The following is a 20,876-nucleotide window of genomic DNA, read 5'->3' as shown; positions in this document are numbered from 1 at the left end:
TGTAATAATAAATTCAGATGTTACTTCTTGAAAGTAGACTTTATCATCATATTCATTTAAACTTTCTATTGTTTCTATTTTATTCTCAAGTCTTGCTATACTTTTTTCAAATTTTTAAGTTGAGATTGCAACTTTATTTTTTGTTCTTTTAGAAGAATTAATGCTTTGTTATCATCTCTTTTAATTAAAAAATCTTTAATTTCTTTTATAGGAATTCCAAGTTCCCTTAAAACTAGTATACTATCCAACACTTCTAATTGGTCAGACGTGTAGTACCTATATCCGTTATTTTCATCAACAACTTTAGGTTTAAATAAATCTATATTATCATAATATATTAGTGTTTGTTTGCTCATTCCATTTAACTTTGCTAATTCACCTACAGTAAAGTTCAAACATATCACCTCAAATTTTATTTTAAAAATTTCATTGACAATATAGTTACTATATCCTTCACAATTAATAATGTCAAGTAATATCAATTATTTAAAAATTTAGAGGTGAAAAAATGGAAGAAGTATTTATGAAAAAACAAAATTACAAGGAGTTTTTAAGATATGTATTTCCATCTATCATAACAATGATATTTCTATCATTTTATACTACTATAGATGGATTTTTCGTATCGAGATATGTAAACTCAGATGCACTGGCATCAATAAATATTATAATACCTATAACTTGTGTAGTATTTGGTATTGCAGTTATGCTAGCTACGGGATCTGGAGCTTTAGTTGGTATAAAGCTTGGGGAAAAAAACATAAAAGGAGCTAATGAGTTATTTTCATTTGTAACAGTAGTTTTAATTTCTATAGGAGTAGTACTTACTATTTTGGGAGTAATATTTTTAGATCCTATACTTAGATTCTTAGGAACAACTGATATATTATATCCATATGCAAAATCATATGGGGTTGTAACTGTACTTATGACTATTCCGATGATGTTAAAGTTATACTTTGAATACTATGCTAGGGTAGATGGTAGCCCTAAAGTGTCTCTTTTAATGTCTTCACTAGGATTAGTTTTAAATATAGTTTTTGATTTTTTATTTATAGTAGTTTTTGATATGGGAATTTTAGGCGCTGGATTAGGAACATATATTGCTATAACTATTTCAGGAATAATAGGAATATTATATTTCAAAGGTGAAAATTCAAATTTAGAATTTACAAAACCAAAAGTTAATTTTAAAGAATTATTTAATTCTTGTTACAATGGTAGTTCAGAAATGTTTACAGAATTATCAACAGGAATAACTACTTTTTTATTTAACAAAAATATATTAACTTTTAGTGGAGAAAATGGAGTTGCTGCAATGTCGATAATAATATATATCTATTACTTTTTTATAGCTGTATATTTTGGAATTGCAGTTGGGATAGGACCTATGATTAGTTATAATTTTGGAGCTGAAAATAAAGAAAAAATAAAAGAAAGTTTAAAACATAGTTTTGTAACCATTGGATGGAGTTCTATAGTTATATTTTTAATTTCTATAATTGGAGGTAAGTATATAATATCTATATTTACTAATGATTTAGAAGTTTATACTATTGCTACATCAGGTATAAAATTATTTTCATATGGATTTTTAATAATAGGAACAAATATTTTTATGTCAGGTTACTTTACTGCTATAGGTGATGGTCAGATATCAGCAATAATATCTGTGCTTAGATCATTAGTATTTGTAGTGGTGACAATTACTATATTACCTAAATTTATAGGGTTAAATGGGATATGGTTAGCAATACCTATTGCTGAGTTATTAACTATATTTTTCTCTATTACTTTTTACTTTAGAAAAGGCACTAGGGCGTATAGAAATCAATAACTAAAATAAAATTACAATTTCGTTATTTGCTTAAATTTGAGTTTTTGTGTAAAATTTAGTTATATAAAAAAGACGCCAAGGAGAACTTATTATGAGTTTGAGAGAATTTGAATACATTGATGAAGCAGTAGAATTGTTAAATGATATAACACCGACGCTTAACATGTTATCAGAAGAACTAGTAAAATATTTTGAAGGCATATTAAATATTAACGAACAAGAATATTTAAATGTGAATTCAAGAGTAAAGAGTGAATATAGTTTAAGAGAGAAAATTATAAGAAATAAATATTTAAATAAATATAAAACACCTAAAATGTTAATACATAATTTATCAGATTTAATTGGAGTAAGATTAGAGTGTAGGTTCATAGAAGAAGAAAGAAATATATATAAACTTTTAAAATCATATTTCAATATAACTGAAGATCATATATATTACTATAACGAAGAAAATGAAAATATAAGAATTAGATTAGACAAAGACCAACCAAGAAAGCAAAAAAATGGGTTTGAAATATACAGAATAGATGGATTGTTTTTATATGGAGATAATAAAATAAATTTTGAAATCCAGATAAAATCTATGGTTAATATTTTTGGAGTGAAATAGAGCATAATGTTATTTATAAGAATAATGCATATGTTATGATGGATAAGTTTTTAAGTGATGTATTTGCATCTATAAAGACAAATTTAACACTTATAGATAACCAATTATTATCTGTTTATAAAAACTTCAGCGGAAATAATAAAGACAAAGATAGCAAAAGAAAGTCTATGGAAAAGTTTTTAGCGAAGATTGCTTACGATACATTTGCAGAAAAAATGGAAGCTGACATAGGTTTTATAGTAGATTTTAAAAAGCCATGTGAAACAATAATCAATTATTCTTTTAATAAAGAAAAAGATGGAATGGATATAAGTGAAGATACTACAATAAAAGGACTTAAAAGGATAAATGAAATTTCTAAAAAAGATATAGACTTCAATTCAAGAATTAGATTTGGAAAGCTACCAGAGTTTGAGGATGAGTTCTGTGAAAGACTAGGAAACTTCATTATATCAAAATTAAATTGCGAATTTATATGGAATTTATTCTTTAGAATTTTATTTGAAGTTGAGCCTCTTAACAATAAAAAGGATTTTGAAAACTTTATTTTATTTATAAAAGAAAAGGTAGTTCCTATAAAATATCAAGCAAAATTAGAATTAGCTTTTGAAAGTGACAGTAAACACGTATTAAAAGATATATATATGGAAGTTGTAGAAACTTTAATAGAAATAGATTCTATAGAAATTTTATATGAGGAAAATTTAGATAGTATAAATAATATAACTAAAAAAGTAATAAATGATATATGTAGAAATGTAGATTCATTTAAAGAGTATAAATATAAGAGTGGTAAGTATAGGGAAATTTTAAATAAAAAGATAAAAGATGTAATACGAGATTAAAACAATAAAACGGCTTGGTTTAACTACATAATTAGACCAAGTCGTTTTATTATAATAAACTATTGAAAGAATATTGAAAGAATATTGAAAAAATTTAAAAAAGAAATACACTTATAGTGAAAAGACAATAAGGTTATGAGAAGAGGGGATATAATGAAAAATAGTTGTAAGATAAAGCTAAGTAAGAATATAAAATTATTTCTTACTATAAATCTTATAGCTTCTTTTGCTATGGGAATTTTTAATATGTTTGTGGGTATATATTTAAAAGAAATTGGTTATAAAGAACAGTTTGTAGGAAGCGTACTTTCAATTAATACGTTTTCTATAGCGATAGGTTCTATTTTTAGTGCGTACTTAATTGAAAGAATAGGGAGGAAAAAAAGTTTTAATTTAGGTTTTATATGTATAGCAATAGGTTCTATTTTTATAGTTTTTTTTAATGATTCGAACTTAATATTAATTATGGCAATTATAAATGGTTTTGGGATGAGTATAAAAACTACTTCAGAAGGCATGTATATACTTGAAAATACATCTGAAGAAGAACGAGTATCAGTTTTTAGTACAAATTTTATAATGTCCAATATAGGCATGATGGGAGCTTCTTTTTTAGGAGGAATTATGTCATCTTATCTAGATAATTATTTTACATCAAGTGATTCTATAAAGTATATATTTATAATAACGTCTATATTGGTTATTTTGGCATTGATCCCTATATTTTTCATGAAAGAACCTGAATATGAAAAACATAGAAACTTAAAAGATTGTTTAAAAGGATATGCATCAATATTAAATAAAAAAGTTGTAAGTTTCATGGTTTATCAATTCCTAATAGGAATAGGGGCTGGAATAATTGTACCATTTTTCAGCGTATACTTAAAATATTCTATGGATATATCAGATAATATTGTTGGTACTATACTTTCAATATCACAATTTGGGTGTATAATAGGGGGAATGATTATACCGTTTATGTCAAATAAGTTTGGAAAAGTAAAATCAGTTATAATCTGTCAATTATTATCTATTCCATTTTTACTATCAATTGCTTTTCCACAAGGAATATTTATTATAACTATTGCATTTTTTATGAGAAATGGACTTATGAATATGGCTATGCCACTTATTCAAAATTTATCTATGGAAATTGTGCATGAAAGTGAAAGAACCAATATGAGTAGTTTAATAGCCTTATCTAGTAATATTAGTAGAGCTATAGGAATTGCAATTGGTGGTTTTCTGATGGAAACTATTTCTTACACGATTCCTTATTATTTTACAGTTGTATTTTATCTAGTAGCAGTCATTTTATTTAGCTATATATATAAGAATGAACTTAAAACAAAAAAGAATATACAATGCTTAAATATTACAAGTAATAAATAAAACTAGCTGGAAAGCTAGTTTTTTAAATTTTAAAAATTTAAAAATATTAAATAATGTAGAAAGATTTTAGAAAGGTTACAAGCTTAAGATTATATTATCAAATTAAATAAAGAGGTGATAAATATGAATGAAATTTTAAAAGTTGAAAACCTGACTAAAAAAAGAGGTGATAAGGTAGTTGTAGACAACTTAAGCTTTACTGTAAATCAAGGTGATATATTTGGATTTTTAGGTCCAAATGGAGCAGGTAAAAGCACTACAATGAAGATGATATTAAATTTAATTAAAAAAGATGGAGGAAAAGTTTATATTGATGGATATGATATAGATAAAAAGTTTAAAGATGCTATAAAAAATGTAGCTGCTATCATAGAAAGCCCAGCAATATACCTTGATTTAACTGCATATGAAAATTTAAAAATAGTAAAAAACTTTAGTGATACATACTCTGGTAGCTACGAAATTTATGAAGCATTAGAAATAGTAGGTCTTAAAGGCAGAGATAATGAAAAAGTTAAAAATTATTCTTTAGGAATGAAACAAAGGCTAGGTATTGCTATGGCACTTATAAAAAATCCTAAAATAATATTATTAGATGAGCCTACAAATGGATTGGATCCAAAAGGTGTTATAGAAATGAGAAAATTAATAAATGAGTTGGCGATTAAGCATAAAAAAACTATTATAATATCTTCACATGTTCTACATGAAATAGAGATGATTTGTAATAAAGTCATAATTATAAAAAATGGAAAGCAGATTTTAGAGTCTGATATAAAAAGTATAACTACTAAAAAAGATTTATTTTTCATAAAAACTACAGGTATAGGAGAAGCAGCTAAAGTTTTAAATGAAAAAAATATGTGAAAGTAAATAAAATAGAAAAAAATGGAATAATTGTTCAGGCGAATGAGTCTAGTATAGCATTAGTAATAAAAGAACTTGTAAACAAAAACATACCTATATATGAAGTATCAGTAAGCAATAAGTCTTTAGAGGATATATTTATAGAAGTGACAGGAGGGAATTAACGATGAGTAGTATAATAAAAAATGAATTTATAACTAATAAAAAATGGGCGTTGATATTGGCTAACATTTTAATACTAGCATCAACAGCAATTACTTATTTTGCAATTACAAAAATATATAAGGATGTATTTTTAAATGAATCAGAAATAATGTTAATGTTTTTTAAATCTACAATAAGCATAATACCTACATTTATTATAATTTTAATTTCTAAAATTATAACTGAAGAGTTTAACAATGGTGGAATGAAAATATATCTTATAAATCCTATAAGTAGAAATGAAGTTCTAATAAGTAAACTAATTTTTATATGTATAAACGTGTTGATTACTATAATAATTCAAATAATAATAAGTTTTATAGCTGCTTCGTTACTAACCCAAGTTCCAAAATTAGATATGATTATAGATATAATTTATAAATATTCAGTTACATTAATACCTATAATAGGATTAATTTCAATTTTATTTATACCAGCTCTTTTAATAAATAGTTCAAGACACACTATATCATTTGGTATTTTTATAATAATTGGATTTGATATATTATGTTCGTACTTTAGTAAATTGAAACCATACAGCATAACTTATATATTAAAAAATATTATAGATATGAATAGCAATATTGTTAATAATATTATAATAAGTTTAGTTTACTTTGTATTAGGAATGGTAATTTCAAGTTATATTTTCAAAATAAGGAGATAAGATAATCTATATATAAATTAAAAAATATAGTGTCATGACTTATATATTTCAGGAGGTCTTAATGTATAATATTTTAGTTGTGGATGATGAAAAAGAAATAGTAGAATTAATAGAACTTTATTTTAGAAATAATGATTACAAAATATTTAAGGCTTATGATGGCATTGAAGCTATTAATTTTATAGATAAAAATGATGTTAATTTAGCTATAGTGGATATAATGATGCCGAATTTAAATGGATATTCATTAATTCAAAATATAAGAACTAAGTTAAATATACCAATAATAGTTATTTCAGCAAAAGTTGAAGGATACGATAAAATATTAGCTTTAGATATGGGAGCGGACGATTATGTTACAAAACCATTTGATCCATTAGAATTATTAGCTAGAGTTAATGCACAAATAAGAAGAGTTTATGGATATTCGAATGCACCTGAAATTGAAGAAAAAGTAATAGAAATTGGAGATTTAAAATTAGATTTAGAAGCTTTCAAGTTAACAAAACATGATAAAGAAATACAACTTACATCAACAGAATTAAAAATAGTTGAATTATTCATGAAAAATCCAGGCAAAGTTTTTACAAAAAAAAATTTATTTGAATCTGTGTGGGATGAAGTTTACATAGCCGAGGATAATGCTATAATGGTTCAAATAAGTAAGATAAGGGATAAAATTGAAGATAGTAGCAAAGAACCTAAATATATAAAAACTATAAGAGGGATAGGATATAAATTTGAAAGTAAATAAAAATTAAAAATATTAACTGAAAATATGGAATTAGAATTGAAACCTTAGTAATAATAATTAAAAAACTTGAAAGGAAATATTGTTTTGAGAAAAGGAAAAAGTTTATATACTATATTTATAGTAAATTCAATATTAGCAACCTTTATATTTATAATTGGTATAATAATATTTCTTTATTTGCTTTTATTTGGAATAAGAACTGTTGCAAATAGTAAAGATTTAGAAGTTAAAAAAGTAATATAAACTATTTATTTAAGGAAAATTACAATGATATAAATATTAAAAAGGTATTGAATGAGGGGGGATGGATAGAAGAAGTTAAAAATGGGAAAGTAGTAAATGTAATAGGGGTAAAAAAAGATAAAACGAAGTTTTATTCAATTGAAGATTCTATAAACAAAAAAAATATAAACTATAAGTATGAAGCAAGAGCATATAAGCAAGACGATAAATTATATGTTGTAAAGATACCAGATTATAGTTATAAGCTTTTACATGAAATGTATGGAAGTAATAAAGCTAAAATATATATTTTTTTAAATTTGTTTTTAACAATACTTATAGTATTTTTAATGTTTGTAGTATTATCTATAATATCAATAAAAAAAATATCTAGACCACTTAAAATTTTGGAAAATGAAATAAAAAAAATGAGTGAAGGATATTCAAATGTAAGTGTTAAGTTCAATTCATATAGAGAATTTAATAAAATAAAAGAATCATTTAATAGCACTGTTGATAAGCTTGAAAAATCTGAGATAGAAAGAAAAATAGCTGAAGACAGTAAAAAGAAAATCATAAGGGATATATCTCATGATTTAAAAACACCTATAACTTCAATATTAGGATATTCTAAGGCAATATCAGAAGGATTAGTAATAAATGAAGATGAGAAAAATATATATCTAGATTATATTTACAATAAGACTAAAAGAATTAATTATTTAGTTGATGAATTGTTTATTTTTTCAAAATTAGATAGCCCAGGTTATAAGCTAAATTTAGAAAAACATGATATAAGTGAATTTTTAAGAGAATTGATAGCTTTATATTATATAGACATAGAAGAACAAGGTTTTTTAATTGAAGTAAATATACCTGAGGAAAGTATATATTCTATTATAGATACTAAAGCATTGGAAAGAGCTTTAGGAAATGTAATTATAAATGCAATAAAATATAATGAGTGTGGAACAACTATCACTGTAGATTTAATAAAGGGTGATAAATATGTAGATATAATTATAGCGGACAATGGATGTGGAATTTCAGAAGATGTCATAGAAAATATATTTGAAGAATTTGTAAGAGCTGACAAAGCGCGTAAAACAGATGGAGGAAGTGGATTGGGGCTTGCTATAACTAAAAAAATTATTGAACTTCATAATGGAGAATTAAAATTATATAGCGAGAAAGATATAGGAACAAAGTTTTCTATAAGGTTAGATAGAATATAAAAATATATTTATATATACCAAGATATTCTATTTTTTAGTGACGTATTAATATATAATATAATTAAATCAGTATAAAAAAAGGAGAGTTAATGATAGAAATTTGGAAAGTATTGGTAGGTTTAGTAGTTATATTGTTGGTTGGAATAACTTTTTCGATTGTTGAAAATAGAAAAAAATTAAAATATATAAAACTTAATATAATAAATAACTATGGAAAAACTATTAATTTAGACGAAGTTATGATAAAGATGAAAAATGTATCCAGTTACTTTAGAAACAAAAATGGAAAAAACGTAATTGATGATATAACTTGGAATGATTTAAATATGGATGATGTTTTTAAAAAAATAAATAATACACAATCTACAGCTGGACAAGAAGTATTATATGATATGTTAAGAACGCCATTATACAATCAAAAAATTCTAACAAAACGTGATAAAGTTATAGAATATTTCAAGAATAATGAAAAAGAAAGATACGAGATACAGTTTATTTTAGGAAAGCTAGGAAAAAGCAATGAAGTTTACATAACAAATTGCTTATTTAATAAAGAAGATAATAGTAAAAGCAAACTACTAAAATTTAGATTATTAGCATGGTTACCAGCAATTAGTTTATTACTATTATTTTTAAATCCAATATGTATAATACTAACTGTAGGCTTTGTAGTTTTAAATGTATTTATAAGTCAAAAAATAAGGTTAAAAACTACGATGCAGACGGATTTAAGTATATGATAAAATTGATTAATGCAGCAAATAAGATAAAAGAAAAAATATTTATGAAATAGATGAAAACATAAATTCTATAGACGCAAGTTTAAAGAAATTAAAAAATATTAAAAGAAAACGTGTAGGAATTCAAGAAAAAAGTATAATGAGTGATATGGATATATTTACAGAATACGCAAATTTAGTATTTTTAAGGGAATTAATAACTTATGAAAAAGTTAAAAATACAATAATAAAAAATAAAGAGGAATTAAAACATGTATATGAATATATAGGAACTATAGATGCATTGATTGCTACAGCTTCATTTAGGGAGAGTTTAGATTTCTATACAAAACCGTATTTAAAAATTTCAGAAAAAAAAGAAGATAATACTATAGAGTTTAAAGATATATATCATCCACTTGTAAAAAATCCAGTTTTGAACAATGGTAATTTTTCAAAAGGGGTACTAATCACTGGATCTAACGCTTCTGGAAAATCTACATTTATAAAAACTATAGCAATAAATGCTATAATGGCACAAACTATATATACTTGTTTTGCTAAAGAATATAAATCTTCATATTTTAATATATATACTTCTATGGCATTAAAAGATGATATACACAGTAGTGAAAGTTATTATATAGTGGAAATTAAATCTCTTAAGAGGATATTAGATCAAGTACATAATAGTATTCCATGCTTATGCTTTGTAGATGAGATTTTAAGGGGGACAAATACAGTTGAAAGAATAGCGTCTTCTTGTGAGGTTTTAAAAAACATAGGCAATGAAAATGCATTATGTTTTGCGGCTACACATGATGTAGAACTTACATATATGCTTGATGATATATTTGAAAACTATCATTTTGAAGAGTCTATAACTGATAATGATATAAAATTTGATTATAAGCTTCATGGTGGAAGGACACGAACTAGAAATGCTATAAAGTTATTAGAATTTATGGGTTACGATAAAAATTTAGTAGAAAACGCTAATTATAGAGCTAAAAAATTCTTGGATACTGGTAAATGGAAATAGCAAACACCTTATTAAATAATAAGGTGTTTTTTTTTATACAACAGATTAAATTTATATAAAAATTAAATTATATATTAGAATTGGGACGTTATATTCCATAGTATGTAGAAAATAATATTTAGGGGGAATTTTATGCACTCAAAGAGGGTAATATCTTTAGTTATGACATTAGGGTTATTAGCAGGTTCATTGACTTCAGTAAATGCATTAAATAATGAAAAACAAAATATACACATGTCACATAGAAGTATTAATGATAATAACGGAGGACCGGTAGATTTATCTATAGCTAATGAAGAAAAAATAATAGAAATGTTAAAAGAAGAAGGTAAAATAGATAAAAGTGCAAGCTTTGAAGAATCAAATAGAGCTTTTAGAACCTACATGAATGAATTAGCAAAAATAATAAAATTCAACATATAACTAAACAAGAAAATGAATTTAAATTAAAAGAAAAAAAGAATATAAAAAAACATAGCCAAAATCAGTACCAGGTAAAGAATAGTAATGAAGTTACAGAGGTAAATGTTTTGACTGTTTTGGTTGAATTCGATGATTATAAACATAGTGAGATAAAGCCAGATGAATCAAATATGTATTATGAAAACTATGGAAGAGATCATTTTGAAGATATGTTGTTTGGCGAAAATGGATATAAAGGACCTAATGGTGAAAATTTAGTGTCAATGAAGCAATATTATGAGCAACAATCAGGGGGGACTTTAAAAATAAATGGAGAAGTAACGGATTGGTATACTGTACCAGGAAGTGCAGCATCTTATGGAGCTCAGGAAGGTTCTAATAATGACATAAATGCAAGACAATTAATAAAAGATGGATTAATAGAGTTAGGTAAAGATAAAAACATAAATTTAAGTGATTTTGATAAAATAGATAGATATGATTTAGACGGAGATGGTAACTACAATGAACCAGATGGAATGATTGATTATTTGATGTTTATACATGCAGGTATGGGGCAAGAAGCTGGAGGAGGAAGTCTTGGAAGTGATGCAATATGGTCCCATAGATGGAATTTAGGAGGAATTTATCAAATAGAAGGAACACAAAGTGAAAATAGTTCAACAGGAAAATTTCTAGCGTATGACTATACTATAAATCCAGAAGATGGAGCTGGTGGAGTATTTTCTCATGAGTTTGGGCATGACTTAGGTATGCCAGATGAGTATGACACTCAGTATTCGAGTAGTTATAGTGAACCTATATCAAATTGGTCTTTGATGTCATCTGGAAGTTGGGCAGGAAAAGTACCAGGAACGGAGCCTACAGGGATAAGTCCATATAGCAAACAACTTATGCAAATTAAATACGGTGGAAATTGGCAAAAATCAACAGAGATAGATTATAAAGACTTAACACAAAAAGGTTTGACATTGGATTTGAAGCAAGCAAGTGAAACTGGTCAAACAGTAAAAGTAAATTTACCTGATTTAGAAACAGAAATAGTTAAACCATTTAGTGGTGAAAATGTGTATTGGGGTGGAAAAGGAAAAGATGGAGAGTCATTGAAAAGCTCCATGACAGCAGAAATTAATTTAAATAATACTAATAACCCACAGTTAAAATTTAAAACTTTATACGATATAGAAAAAGGATGGGATTTTGCAAGTATACAGGTTAGAGAAAAGGGCAGTCAAGATTGGAATTATATACAAGGTAATATAACTACTAAAGACCATGATCCAGGAGCGGAGATAGTCATTCCAAATGGAATAACAGGGAAATCTGATGGATGGGTAGATGCTATATTTGATTTAAGCCATTACAAAGGGAAAGATGTAGAAATAAAATTTGAATATCATACAGACAAATATACTTTTGGAAGTGGATTTTATGTAGATGATATAAGAATATTTGATGATAACAATGAATTATTCTTTGATAATGCAGAAGAAGTATCTAAATTCGAACTGAATGGATTTAACATTGATAAAGGTAAGATTTATTCTAAAAACTATTACTTAATAGAATGGAGAAATCATGAAGGCGTAGATAAAGGTTTAGCTGGAATAAACTCATTTGGGCAGATATATGGATATGACCCAGGTATGGTTGTATGGTATGTAAATGAATATTATACTGAAAACTGGACTGGAGTACATCCTGGAGGTGGATATTTATCAGTTGTAGATGCAGATCAAACAAATATACCTTGGCATTTTTATGATAAAGAAACTGAATCATCAATAGCTAGTAATAAATATCAAATGCATGATGCAGCATTTAGTTCTAAAAAAGGGAGTAAATTTTCTATAGATGCAGGAGCATCATATGGAAGAGTAGCTATAGACAAATATTCATCTTCAAATCCTAAGTTTAGCGATAATAAAGATTTTACTAATCAAGCAGCTCCAGAATTAGGTGTTAAGGTTCCGAAGTTAGGAATGGAGATAAAAATATTACATCAAGCAAAAGATAATAGTAGTGCTAAAATTAATATAAGTAAAAATAAAATAAATACCCCTTATATCAAGTACTGATATGCTCCCTTTATAGTAGACAGTTAAAATAATAAAAACTGTTTCTATGAGGGGGCATATTTTTATAGATAAAATTTAAAAATAAAGGTAAATTTATAAAGTTGAATTACTACATTTTGGGCAAATAAAGCAAGAAGTTTTATTTTTTCAACAGAATTATCACCTTCCGTTATAGCTCATCTGTGAAAATCATAGAAAAAATAAAAAAAATGAATGATTTTATAAAAACGTTGCGTGCGCAACTAATATATATTATAATGAGTTTAAAATAAATACATTGGCATATGGAGGAGTAGAAATGAAAAAATATGAACCTCTTGGAGATTTAATATATTTTATATCAAAAGAACTAAAATCAAGAATGGATGAATCTTTAAAAGATAGAAATTTAGGACAAGGACAGTTATTAACATTAATGACATTATTTAGACTAAAAGATAATGATGAAATTAATCAAGAAGAGCTAGCGAGGTTCATGGGAATCAACAAAGCTAATACAAGTAGAAATTTGAATAAATTAAAAGAAGGTGGATTTATAGTTATAAATCAAAGTAAAGAAGATCAAAGGAAAAAATATTGAACTTACAAACAAAGCTTTTGAAGAATTTTTATATTTAGAAATAATTATGAGAAAAATTCATAATGAAATGATATCTGGATTAGATTCATCTTCTTTGGATTGTACTCTATCTACATTGATGAAGATGAAAGAAAACTTATGCAATAAATAGGACTTAAATATTAGGAGGCAGATATGAAGATTAATATATTATATTTTCAGGAACAGGAAATACACAATATGTAGGAGAGTATTTAGCTAAAAACTAAAGAATGAAAAACATATAGTTAAAATTAATAGTATAGATGAAAACCCTACAGTTGATGCAGATGTAGATTTGCTTATAATTGGAGGACCAAATTATGCATCAAATGTACCTGAAAAACTTTTAAAATGGGTAGTTAAAAATGTACCTAAAAATAAATCTAATGCCATAGTTTACTGCACATCAGCAGGAACAGTTAATGCTCATGGAGTGGACTCATTAGAAATAAATTGAAAAAAAGGGATATAACATTGTTAGTAAAGAAACTTATACAATGCCTAGAAATTTTTATTTTGGAAAATATCCTCAAAATACAGACGATGAGATTCATCAAATATTAAATCAAACAAACTATCAGTTAGACCAGTTGTTAAATAATATAAAATTCAATAATTATAAGCATAAAAATAAACCAACAGATAGTATATTAAAACTAGATTTTTTTTGCTAAGTTATTCAACTTAATAGCAAAATTTATAGGTAAAAGTTTCTCAGTAGATGATAGTTGTATAAAATGTGGTAAATGCATAAATAATTGCCCTAAAGCAAATATAAGTTATGATAAAAATAAAAAAGTGAAATTTGGATATGATTGTATGGCTTGTATGAGGTGTATACACAACTGTCCTAAACACTCAATAAGTTATAATAATAAAAAGTACGACCAATATAATTTAAATCAATACATGAAAATTAAATAAAATTAAATAAAAATATATATAAATTATATAAATTTTATGTCGATAAATAAATTTAAGCATGTAATTAAACATATTTTCAAATAAAAAATCTATGTTGTTAATAATTACAGATAAGCTAAATTTATTACAATAGGGGTAATGTTTATGAAAAAAAAATTATTTTTAATTGGAATTATTACTGCTTTTATTATTTTGGGGATTGGGAACTCAAACATAGTTCAAGCAGCAACAAATGCAACAGGTATGTATGTCAATCCTGTAAATGAAAAGCCATCAGATATTATGACTAAGGATTGGAGTGCAATCAAAAATCCACCATATACATATTGGGCAGTTCATAATTGGAATTCAGGTGGAGAAGGAGGTGGATATGCTGGTTTCCAACAACAGGCTGATAGACGTACAGCCCATTTTGCAATTTGGGATCCAATATCTATTAGAAAACCAATCGAAGCAGAATATCTTTCTCCAAATTCGTCTGCATCACGTTTTGGTGGTGAAGGTGAAGGGATGAAAGTTGAAACAAGATATAATTGGCAACCAAATAGTTGGTATAAGATGACTATGCGTAATTGGCAAGAAGATGGACACACAAAATTTGGGCAATGGATAAGAGATGAATCTAGCAAACAATGGAAACAAATAGCTGTTTTAGATTTCCCAGTAGCAAATATTAACTTTAACTGGGGTACTGGAATGTTTCAAGAGGATTGGGCTGGAAATGGATATCAAGAAAGGGAAGCTAGATTAAAAATTTTTTAGTAGAAATATTTCGGATGGAGAATGGAACTCTTTAAATAAACAAAGAATAACTAGCCAGTATCCTAATATGAACTGGAATGGTGGGGGTAACTCTGATTACGTTTGGGTTAGTGCAGGGGGTAATGTGAAACCATCTATTAATAGTGGTCAAGTATTTACACTAAACCAGGCAAGCAAGCCGGATATTGGCGTTTTAGATTTTGATATTATAAACGGTAAATATGAAAATGGGAAATTAAATATTTCATGGAAACTAAAGAATGAAAGTACACCTCAATTTAAAGGCAAAATAGAAGTTTATAATAATTCTTATATGGAAGGCAAAGCAATAAAAACTATTGATAATATAAAATCATATAATTATGAAGTAAACGAATATATGTCACTAGATAGTTCAAATGGTCTTTATGCAAAATTAATAATAACAGATTTATTTGATAATATAGTTGTAAAGACAGTTAAGCTTAATAGTGATGATCAACCAGGTGAAGAAAAGGATACTGAAGCACCTACAGCACCTAAAAATGTTAAAGCTATTAATATAAAAGAGACATCAGCTCAAATACAATTTGAGCCATCAACTGACAATGTAGGAGTTTCTAAATACTGGGTTTGGGATGATATTAATAAAAAATATATAGGTTCTTCTTCTACAACAACAGTTGATTTAAATGATTTAATACCTAATACAAATTATTCTTTAATTGTTAGAGCATTTGATACATCAGGAAACTATTCATTACCATCGTATGTATCATTTAAGACAAAAGAGAAAAGTGAAGAAACAAAGGATACTTGGAATCAAAATATAAACTACTCGATTCCAGGAACAAAAGTAGTTTTTGAAGGAAACACTTATGAAAATAATTGGTGGATTAACGCTGGAGTTAAACCAGATCCAAAAGATCGACAAGGGCAATCTACAGGATGGAAATTAATCTCTGGTCCAGCTTTAAATGATAATAAATGGTATCCAGATGTAATTTATATTGAAGGTGATGAAGTGATTTATAATGGGAAATCATATATTGCAAACTATTGGACAAAAGGTGATAATCCTGAAAACTCACACGGGACAGGAAAACCATGGAGATTAAAATAATAAATATTTTATTAATATTTTTAAAAATAAAAAATAATATAACTGAGCTAAAACTTATCAATAATATTTAATACCAAAAATATAAAACAAGTAGCTCAGTTATATTATGATTAGTAGTAAAATATTAACTTTTTATGTTATTTTCATTATTATCTTGTTTAATTTCCCATTCTATAACAAAGGTCATAAGAACTCTAAGTAAAAATACAGCACCTAAAATAACAAGTTCATCTAATGTTTTAACCAAAACGGTTTTTAAAATTTCAGCGGCTAATTTAAATTCAAGACCTGTGGCCATAGCCGTAGCAAATTGGTGTTTTACACTAACCTCTATTTTAAATAAAACTTTCCTAATATAGTAATAGAATGCTGTAAATGCTCCTATAGATATAACTACAACGCCCATAAACTCAAAAACACTTACTAAAATAGGAATGTATTTATTCATAAGTTCTTCTAGCATAAAAATCCTCCTAAATTGAAGAAAATATCGTTATTAATAGTATTAGTGAGATTAAGATAATTATTAAAAATATTTATTAAAGAAGCCTTTTCTATCAAGTACGAGAATAGCAACTATACCTATTATCAATATAAGCGTAGATGCAATACCAGCTTCAGGTCCAAAAACACCACCAGATAGAAGCTCATTTTCAGTTAAATTAAAATCAAATAAGCTTCCAATAGAAACATTTAACCCACTAACTTCAAATCCAAATAAATTACCTTGAGCAAAATTCCAAGCACTATGCATACCACAAGCACCCCAAAGGTCATTCGTTTTTATTACATATAAACCAAATAAATATCCAACTAGTATTATATTTAAAATGGCTATTATGTTAACATTGGGGTTAGATAGGTGAAGTAGACTAAAAAGAACAGATGAAATAAATAAACCAATATTTACATTGTAGCGTGCACTTAAAATATTCATAAGCCATCCTCTAGTTAAAATCTCCTCTGTTCCACCTTGAATTATCCAACCTATTAAAACAATAAATATGTTTAATAAAGCAAATTTACCTACAGGCTGAGAAGGAGATTGTTCTAAAGATACAAATCCAAATAAATATAGAACAAGTACGACTAAACTCATTAAAATTAGTCCTATTAAAAATCCTATCGAATATTTTCTAAACCAATTGTATTTAGAAAAACCAATTGAGCTAATACTTCTTTTTCAATTTTTGAAACTCTAAAAAATACTAGTAAAGATATACCTAAAAAGCTTAGCAATGATGATAGTAGCATTAAAAAATCAGGGTTAGATGAAAATAGAGGAATACTACTTATTAACGAAATTAAGGGAATAATAACTATAGACCCTAAAATTGAACCTATATTTAGAAATAATAAAGCTAAAATTATTGCCCAAATAAAATTGGGTAGTTTTTTAGAACTTTTAGCTTTGTCTACTAAAGTTTCGTTTCTTATAAAGATAAAAAACACCTCCTAAATAGCTATATAATAATACTATCATAAATTATTGAATAAAGCTTTCTTATTAATGGTGATTTTAAAATTAGAAAAAAAGAATAATTGAAAAAATACTGGAAATAATAACTAAAAGAAAAAATTAAAGGAGTGTATAAATATGTTATTAAAACAAATCTCATTAGTATTAGTTATTATAGGAGCTTTAAACTGGGGTTCCATAGGATTATTTGAGCTTGATCTTGTAGGATATTTATTTGGAGGAACATATTCAATGATAAGTAGAAGCATATTTACATTAGTTGGGGTAGCTGGATTATACTCTTTATATACTTTAGCTACATTAAAGGATGACAAAAACAGATAGAATTTATAATAAATAAAATTCACACTAGAAGGTGTGAATTTTTTATTTTATTAGAAAACTTAAAATGTTTGATGAATGATATTGACTCTATACCTACTATAGACTTTATAATGTGTTTTAGGAAAAATAAATAGGAGGGAAATTATGGTTAGTGAATTTTTAAGATATGCAGTACCATCATCATTGGCAATGTTTATATCGTCATTATATACCGTTATCGATGGAATCTTTGTTGGCCAAGGTGTTGGAGACTCTGCATTAGCAGCTGTAAATATAGTTCTTCCATTTACTGTAGTTTTATTTGGGATTGCAAGTATGCTAGCAGTTGGAGGAGGCGCTTTAGTATCTAAGAATGTAGGTGCTGAAGATATAGACAAAGCAGTTGATATATTTAGACAAGTATTTAAGTTATTATTAATTATAAGTATAGTAACAAGTATAGTTTGTATTGTATTTACAGGGCCAATTGTAAGAATGTTAGGAGCAACGGATAATCTAGAACCTTTGGCAGTTGAGTACCTTAAGTATTATGCTATTTTTTGTACGCCTAACTTAGTAGGTATAGTATTAAATAGTTTTGTAAGAAATGACAATAGACCTAAACTTGCGATGGTTTCAACTATTGCAGGAGCTATAACTAATGTAATATTAGATTATGTATTTATATTTACTTTCGATATGGGAATTAAAGGAGCTGCAATAGCTACAGGCTTAGGACAAATAGTTACAGTAGCTATACTTCTTCCGCATTTCTTAAAGAAAAGAGGATATTTAAGCTTTGGAAATACATCTTTAAATAAAGACACAATAAAAGAAGTTTTAAACATTGGATTTCCATCGTTTTTTGGGCAAGCAAGTTTTTCAATCATAGTATTCTTACACAATATAGCGTTATCAAACTTTATGGGTGAAATAGGGATATCTACATATAGTATAATAAACTATATAACTACAAACATTTACATGGTTTTACTAGGATTAACATTTGGAGCACAACCTCTGATAAGTTATAATTTTGGAAGAAGAGATTCTAAAAAAATGCTAAAATTCTATGAAATTAATTGCAAGTGTTCATTAGTTGTTAGTATAACTGCTTCATTGATATGCTATGTATTTGGAAGAAGCATTGTTGGTATATTTACAACTGATCCAAATATAGCAAAACTTGGGTATCATGGTATAAAAATAGCATGTTTAGCCTATATAATAGGAAGTATAAATTTAAACACATTAGTTTATTATCAAGCTATTGAAATACCTAAATTTTCAAACTTAATTTGTTTATTTAGATCAATTATATTTTTACCTATCTGTTTAATTGTATTACCAAAGTTATTTGGTTTAAATGGAATATGGTCAAGTGTATTAGTTTCAGAATCTATAACATTTATAGTTATGTATATAATGGCTAGTGTAAGAAGATATACGGCTAAAGTAATAAATGAATCGGATCAAAGTCAAAACATAGTTTTAGGTGATGCATCTAATATATAAATAAAAAACTGGACTCTATTTATAGGGTTCGGTTTTATTTTTTAAAAAGGTAAAACAATTATATTATTAAAAATTAAATGGAGGATTAAATTGACATATATATAATTTTAGAAAAGCTACATTTGAAAACTTTAAAGCAGATTCAACGAATGGAATTTACGAGAAGTAATAAGCTTTTTGGAAAATAATAAAATAGAGATATTTTAATTAATAAAGTTGTTATGAAATATAAATTCAATATATTTCATAGATTTAAGCTAACAGTATGCTAAAATATAGCAGAGGTGATTTAATGGTAAAATATTTATCTATTGGGCAAATGGCTAAACTAAACAATATATCGGTTCAGACTCTTAGACATTATGAAAAAGTTGAATTGTTAAAACCTTCATACATAAATGAAACTACAGGATACAGGTATTACTCTATGAAAGATTTTAGTACTATAGATTTAATAAAACAATGCAAAGCTATGGGTATGCCATTAGAAGAAATAAAGGAAGTAACACATAATTATACATCTTTAGAATCAATTTTTAATATACTTGGAAATCAAAAACAAATAATTTATGAAAAAATGAGAGAATTAGAAAATATAAAAAATAAAATTGAGTCTCTTGAAAACAAGATAAAAATTTCACTTGATCAGGGGCTTAACACTGTATTTATAAAATATAATGAAGAAAGAACTTTTAAAACATATCATTACAAAGATAGATATACGGATGAATTTGAAATTATTTTGAGAAAAGTATTATTAGAAGTAGAAAGAGACTATGAAAATGTAAATGCTGAAATTGCATTCACAACTTCATATAGTGATATGAAGTTAAATCATAATGTAGTTTATAAAAATGTAATGATAAATTTAGGTGAGAATAAAAATTTTATAGATGAAAAATAATAAAAATACCTAAAGGCAAATACTTAACTATGTACTTTGATGATGCATATAGAGATTCAGGTAAATACTATGATGTAATTATGAGATATATAAAAGATAATGATATTGAAACTATAGGTGATTTTCACGAAATATATATAATGACTAGAGTTGGTATAGATGGAAAAGAAAAGTCACTTGGACAAATCGAAATATTAATGAAATAAAAAAGCTGGTATCTAGTAGGTTACCAGCTTTTTTATGCTTAATAAAATTATGATTACTAAAAAATTTGAATATCCTATAAAATTTAGTTAAATATATATAAAATTAAATTTTATTAAAAAAGTGTTTCAAAATACCCATAGGGGGTATATAATATTATTATAAACTATTAAATTTAAGGAT

General features: G+C 26.1%; 26 protein-coding genes. 23 read left to right on the top strand and 3 right to left on the bottom strand.

Annotated features, from left to right (window positions below; genetic code table 11):
- Positions 1-95: 95 nt before the first annotated feature.
- Complete coding sequence (locus tag LEQ07_RS12780) at positions 96-395, bottom strand: MerR family transcriptional regulator (RefSeq protein ID WP_263330935.1); 300 nt, start codon at positions 393-395, stop codon at positions 96-98.
- A gap of 113 nt (positions 396-508) precedes the next feature.
- Here LEQ07_RS12780 and LEQ07_RS12775 point away from each other — a divergent pair, with 113 nt between their 5' ends.
- The 19 genes from LEQ07_RS12775 to LEQ07_RS12690 all read left to right on the top strand — a co-directional run bounded on the left by LEQ07_RS12775 (position 509) and on the right by LEQ07_RS12690 (position 16,287).
- On the top strand, positions 509-1,837 hold the full coding sequence (locus tag LEQ07_RS12775; protein ID WP_046823374.1) for an MATE family efflux transporter: 1,329 nt from the start codon (positions 509-511) through the stop codon (positions 1,835-1,837).
- A gap of 91 nt (positions 1,838-1,928) precedes the next feature.
- Positions 1,929-2,450, top strand: coding sequence for a hypothetical protein (locus LEQ07_RS12770; protein WP_263330934.1), 522 nt, complete (start codon positions 1,929-1,931; stop codon positions 2,448-2,450).
- Positions 2,451-2,485: 35 nt separating this feature from the next.
- The gene (locus tag LEQ07_RS12765) at positions 2,486-3,295 is read left to right on the top strand and encodes a hypothetical protein (RefSeq protein WP_263330933.1); all 810 of its coding nucleotides are present in this window, start codon (positions 2,486-2,488) and stop codon (positions 3,293-3,295) included.
- A gap of 153 nt (positions 3,296-3,448) precedes the next feature.
- Complete coding sequence (locus LEQ07_RS12760) at positions 3,449-4,687, top strand: MFS transporter (protein WP_263330932.1); 1,239 nt, start codon at positions 3,449-3,451, stop codon at positions 4,685-4,687.
- Between the two features lie 123 nt (positions 4,688-4,810).
- Positions 4,811-5,554 carry an ABC transporter ATP-binding protein gene (locus LEQ07_RS12755; protein WP_263330931.1) on the top strand — a complete coding sequence of 248 codons (744 nt, stop codon included), beginning with the start codon at positions 4,811-4,813 and terminating at the stop codon, positions 5,552-5,554.
- Positions 5,551-5,718 (top strand): hypothetical protein, encoded by a 168-nt coding sequence (locus tag LEQ07_RS12750; protein ID WP_263330930.1) that lies wholly within the window; start codon positions 5,551-5,553, stop codon positions 5,716-5,718. Before LEQ07_RS12755 ends, LEQ07_RS12750 begins: the two co-directional genes overlap by 4 nt.
- A 2-nt stretch (positions 5,719-5,720) precedes the next feature.
- On the top strand, positions 5,721-6,425 hold the full coding sequence (locus LEQ07_RS12745; RefSeq protein WP_263330929.1) for an ABC transporter permease: 705 nt from the start codon (positions 5,721-5,723) through the stop codon (positions 6,423-6,425).
- A gap of 61 nt (positions 6,426-6,486) precedes the next feature.
- Positions 6,487-7,179 carry a response regulator transcription factor gene (locus LEQ07_RS12740; protein ID WP_263330928.1) on the top strand — a complete coding sequence of 231 codons (693 nt, stop codon included), beginning with the start codon at positions 6,487-6,489 and terminating at the stop codon, positions 7,177-7,179.
- A gap of 84 nt (positions 7,180-7,263) precedes the next feature.
- Positions 7,264-7,422, top strand: a complete 159-nt coding sequence (locus tag LEQ07_RS12735; protein WP_263330927.1) for a hypothetical protein — start codon at positions 7,264-7,266, stop codon at positions 7,420-7,422.
- Between the two features lie 47 nt (positions 7,423-7,469).
- Complete coding sequence (locus LEQ07_RS12730) at positions 7,470-8,636, top strand: HAMP domain-containing sensor histidine kinase (protein ID WP_263330926.1); 1,167 nt, start codon at positions 7,470-7,472, stop codon at positions 8,634-8,636.
- An 89-nt stretch (positions 8,637-8,725) separates the two neighbouring features.
- Complete coding sequence (locus LEQ07_RS12725) at positions 8,726-9,376, top strand: hypothetical protein (RefSeq protein WP_263330925.1); 651 nt, start codon at positions 8,726-8,728, stop codon at positions 9,374-9,376.
- A gap of 139 nt (positions 9,377-9,515) precedes the next feature.
- Positions 9,516-10,397 (top strand): MutS-related protein, encoded by an 882-nt coding sequence (locus tag LEQ07_RS12720; RefSeq protein ID WP_263330924.1) that lies wholly within the window; start codon positions 9,516-9,518, stop codon positions 10,395-10,397.
- Between the two features lie 132 nt (positions 10,398-10,529).
- Positions 10,530-10,820: a hypothetical protein gene (locus tag LEQ07_RS12715; protein ID WP_263330923.1), complete on the top strand. Its 291-nt coding sequence runs from the start codon at positions 10,530-10,532 to the stop codon at positions 10,818-10,820.
- A complete protein-coding gene (locus LEQ07_RS12710) occupies positions 10,790-12,898 on the top strand; it encodes an immune inhibitor A domain-containing protein (RefSeq protein ID WP_332843175.1) in 2,109 nt (702 codons plus the stop codon). The genes LEQ07_RS12715 and LEQ07_RS12710 overlap by 31 nt, the downstream gene beginning before the upstream one ends.
- A gap of 298 nt (positions 12,899-13,196) precedes the next feature.
- A complete protein-coding gene (locus tag LEQ07_RS12705; RefSeq protein WP_263330921.1) occupies positions 13,197-13,478 on the top strand; it encodes a MarR family winged helix-turn-helix transcriptional regulator in 282 nt (93 codons plus the stop codon).
- 316 nt (positions 13,479-13,794) lie between these two features.
- Positions 13,795-13,956 carry a hypothetical protein gene (locus tag LEQ07_RS12700; RefSeq protein WP_263330920.1) on the top strand — a complete coding sequence of 54 codons (162 nt, stop codon included), beginning with the start codon at positions 13,795-13,797 and terminating at the stop codon, positions 13,954-13,956.
- Between the two features lie 203 nt (positions 13,957-14,159).
- Positions 14,160-14,423 carry an EFR1 family ferrodoxin gene (locus LEQ07_RS23070; protein ID WP_442952425.1) on the top strand — a complete coding sequence of 88 codons (264 nt, stop codon included), beginning with the start codon at positions 14,160-14,162 and terminating at the stop codon, positions 14,421-14,423.
- 192 nt (positions 14,424-14,615) lie between these two features.
- Entirely contained in the window at positions 14,616-15,185 is a 570-nt protein-coding gene (locus LEQ07_RS12695) for a DUF3472 domain-containing protein (RefSeq protein ID WP_263330919.1), read from the top strand.
- Positions 15,186-15,309: 124 nt separating this feature from the next.
- Positions 15,310-16,287 carry a fibronectin type III domain-containing protein gene (locus LEQ07_RS12690; protein ID WP_263330918.1) on the top strand — a complete coding sequence of 326 codons (978 nt, stop codon included), beginning with the start codon at positions 15,310-15,312 and terminating at the stop codon, positions 16,285-16,287.
- A 124-nt stretch (positions 16,288-16,411) separates the two neighbouring features.
- Here LEQ07_RS12690 and LEQ07_RS12685 read toward each other — a convergent pair whose 3' ends face one another.
- A complete protein-coding gene (locus LEQ07_RS12685; protein ID WP_046822108.1) occupies positions 16,412-16,750 on the bottom strand; it encodes a DUF1622 domain-containing protein in 339 nt (112 codons plus the stop codon).
- A gap of 63 nt (positions 16,751-16,813) precedes the next feature.
- Complete coding sequence (locus LEQ07_RS12680) at positions 16,814-17,386, bottom strand: CPBP family intramembrane glutamic endopeptidase (RefSeq protein ID WP_263330917.1); 573 nt, start codon at positions 17,384-17,386, stop codon at positions 16,814-16,816.
- A gap of 498 nt (positions 17,387-17,884) precedes the next feature.
- On the opposite strand from LEQ07_RS12680, the gene LEQ07_RS12675 reads away from it, so the two are divergent.
- The 4 genes from LEQ07_RS12675 (at position 17,885) to LEQ07_RS12660 (ending at position 20,695) form a co-directional block, all read left to right on the top strand.
- The gene (locus LEQ07_RS12675; RefSeq protein WP_021431189.1) at positions 17,885-18,091 is read left to right on the top strand and encodes a DUF378 domain-containing protein; all 207 of its coding nucleotides are present in this window, start codon (positions 17,885-17,887) and stop codon (positions 18,089-18,091) included.
- Positions 18,092-18,235: 144 nt separating this feature from the next.
- On the top strand, positions 18,236-19,585 hold the full coding sequence (locus LEQ07_RS12670; RefSeq protein WP_263330915.1) for an MATE family efflux transporter: 1,350 nt from the start codon (positions 18,236-18,238) through the stop codon (positions 19,583-19,585).
- A 265-nt stretch (positions 19,586-19,850) separates the two neighbouring features.
- Positions 19,851-20,489 (top strand): MerR family transcriptional regulator, encoded by a 639-nt coding sequence (locus LEQ07_RS12665; protein ID WP_263330914.1) that lies wholly within the window; start codon positions 19,851-19,853, stop codon positions 20,487-20,489.
- A 29-nt stretch (positions 20,490-20,518) separates the two neighbouring features.
- Entirely contained in the window at positions 20,519-20,695 is a 177-nt protein-coding gene (locus LEQ07_RS12660) for a hypothetical protein (RefSeq protein ID WP_263330913.1), read from the top strand.
- Positions 20,696-20,876: the final 181 nt, after the last annotated feature.

It is taken from the genome of Paraclostridium sp. AKS73 (assembly GCF_025671395.1).
Lineage (GTDB): Bacteria > Bacillota > Clostridia > Peptostreptococcales > Peptostreptococcaceae > Paraclostridium > Paraclostridium benzoelyticum.
Note: the sequence above shows the minus strand (reverse complement) of the source record. Positions and strands in the feature narration are given on the sequence as shown.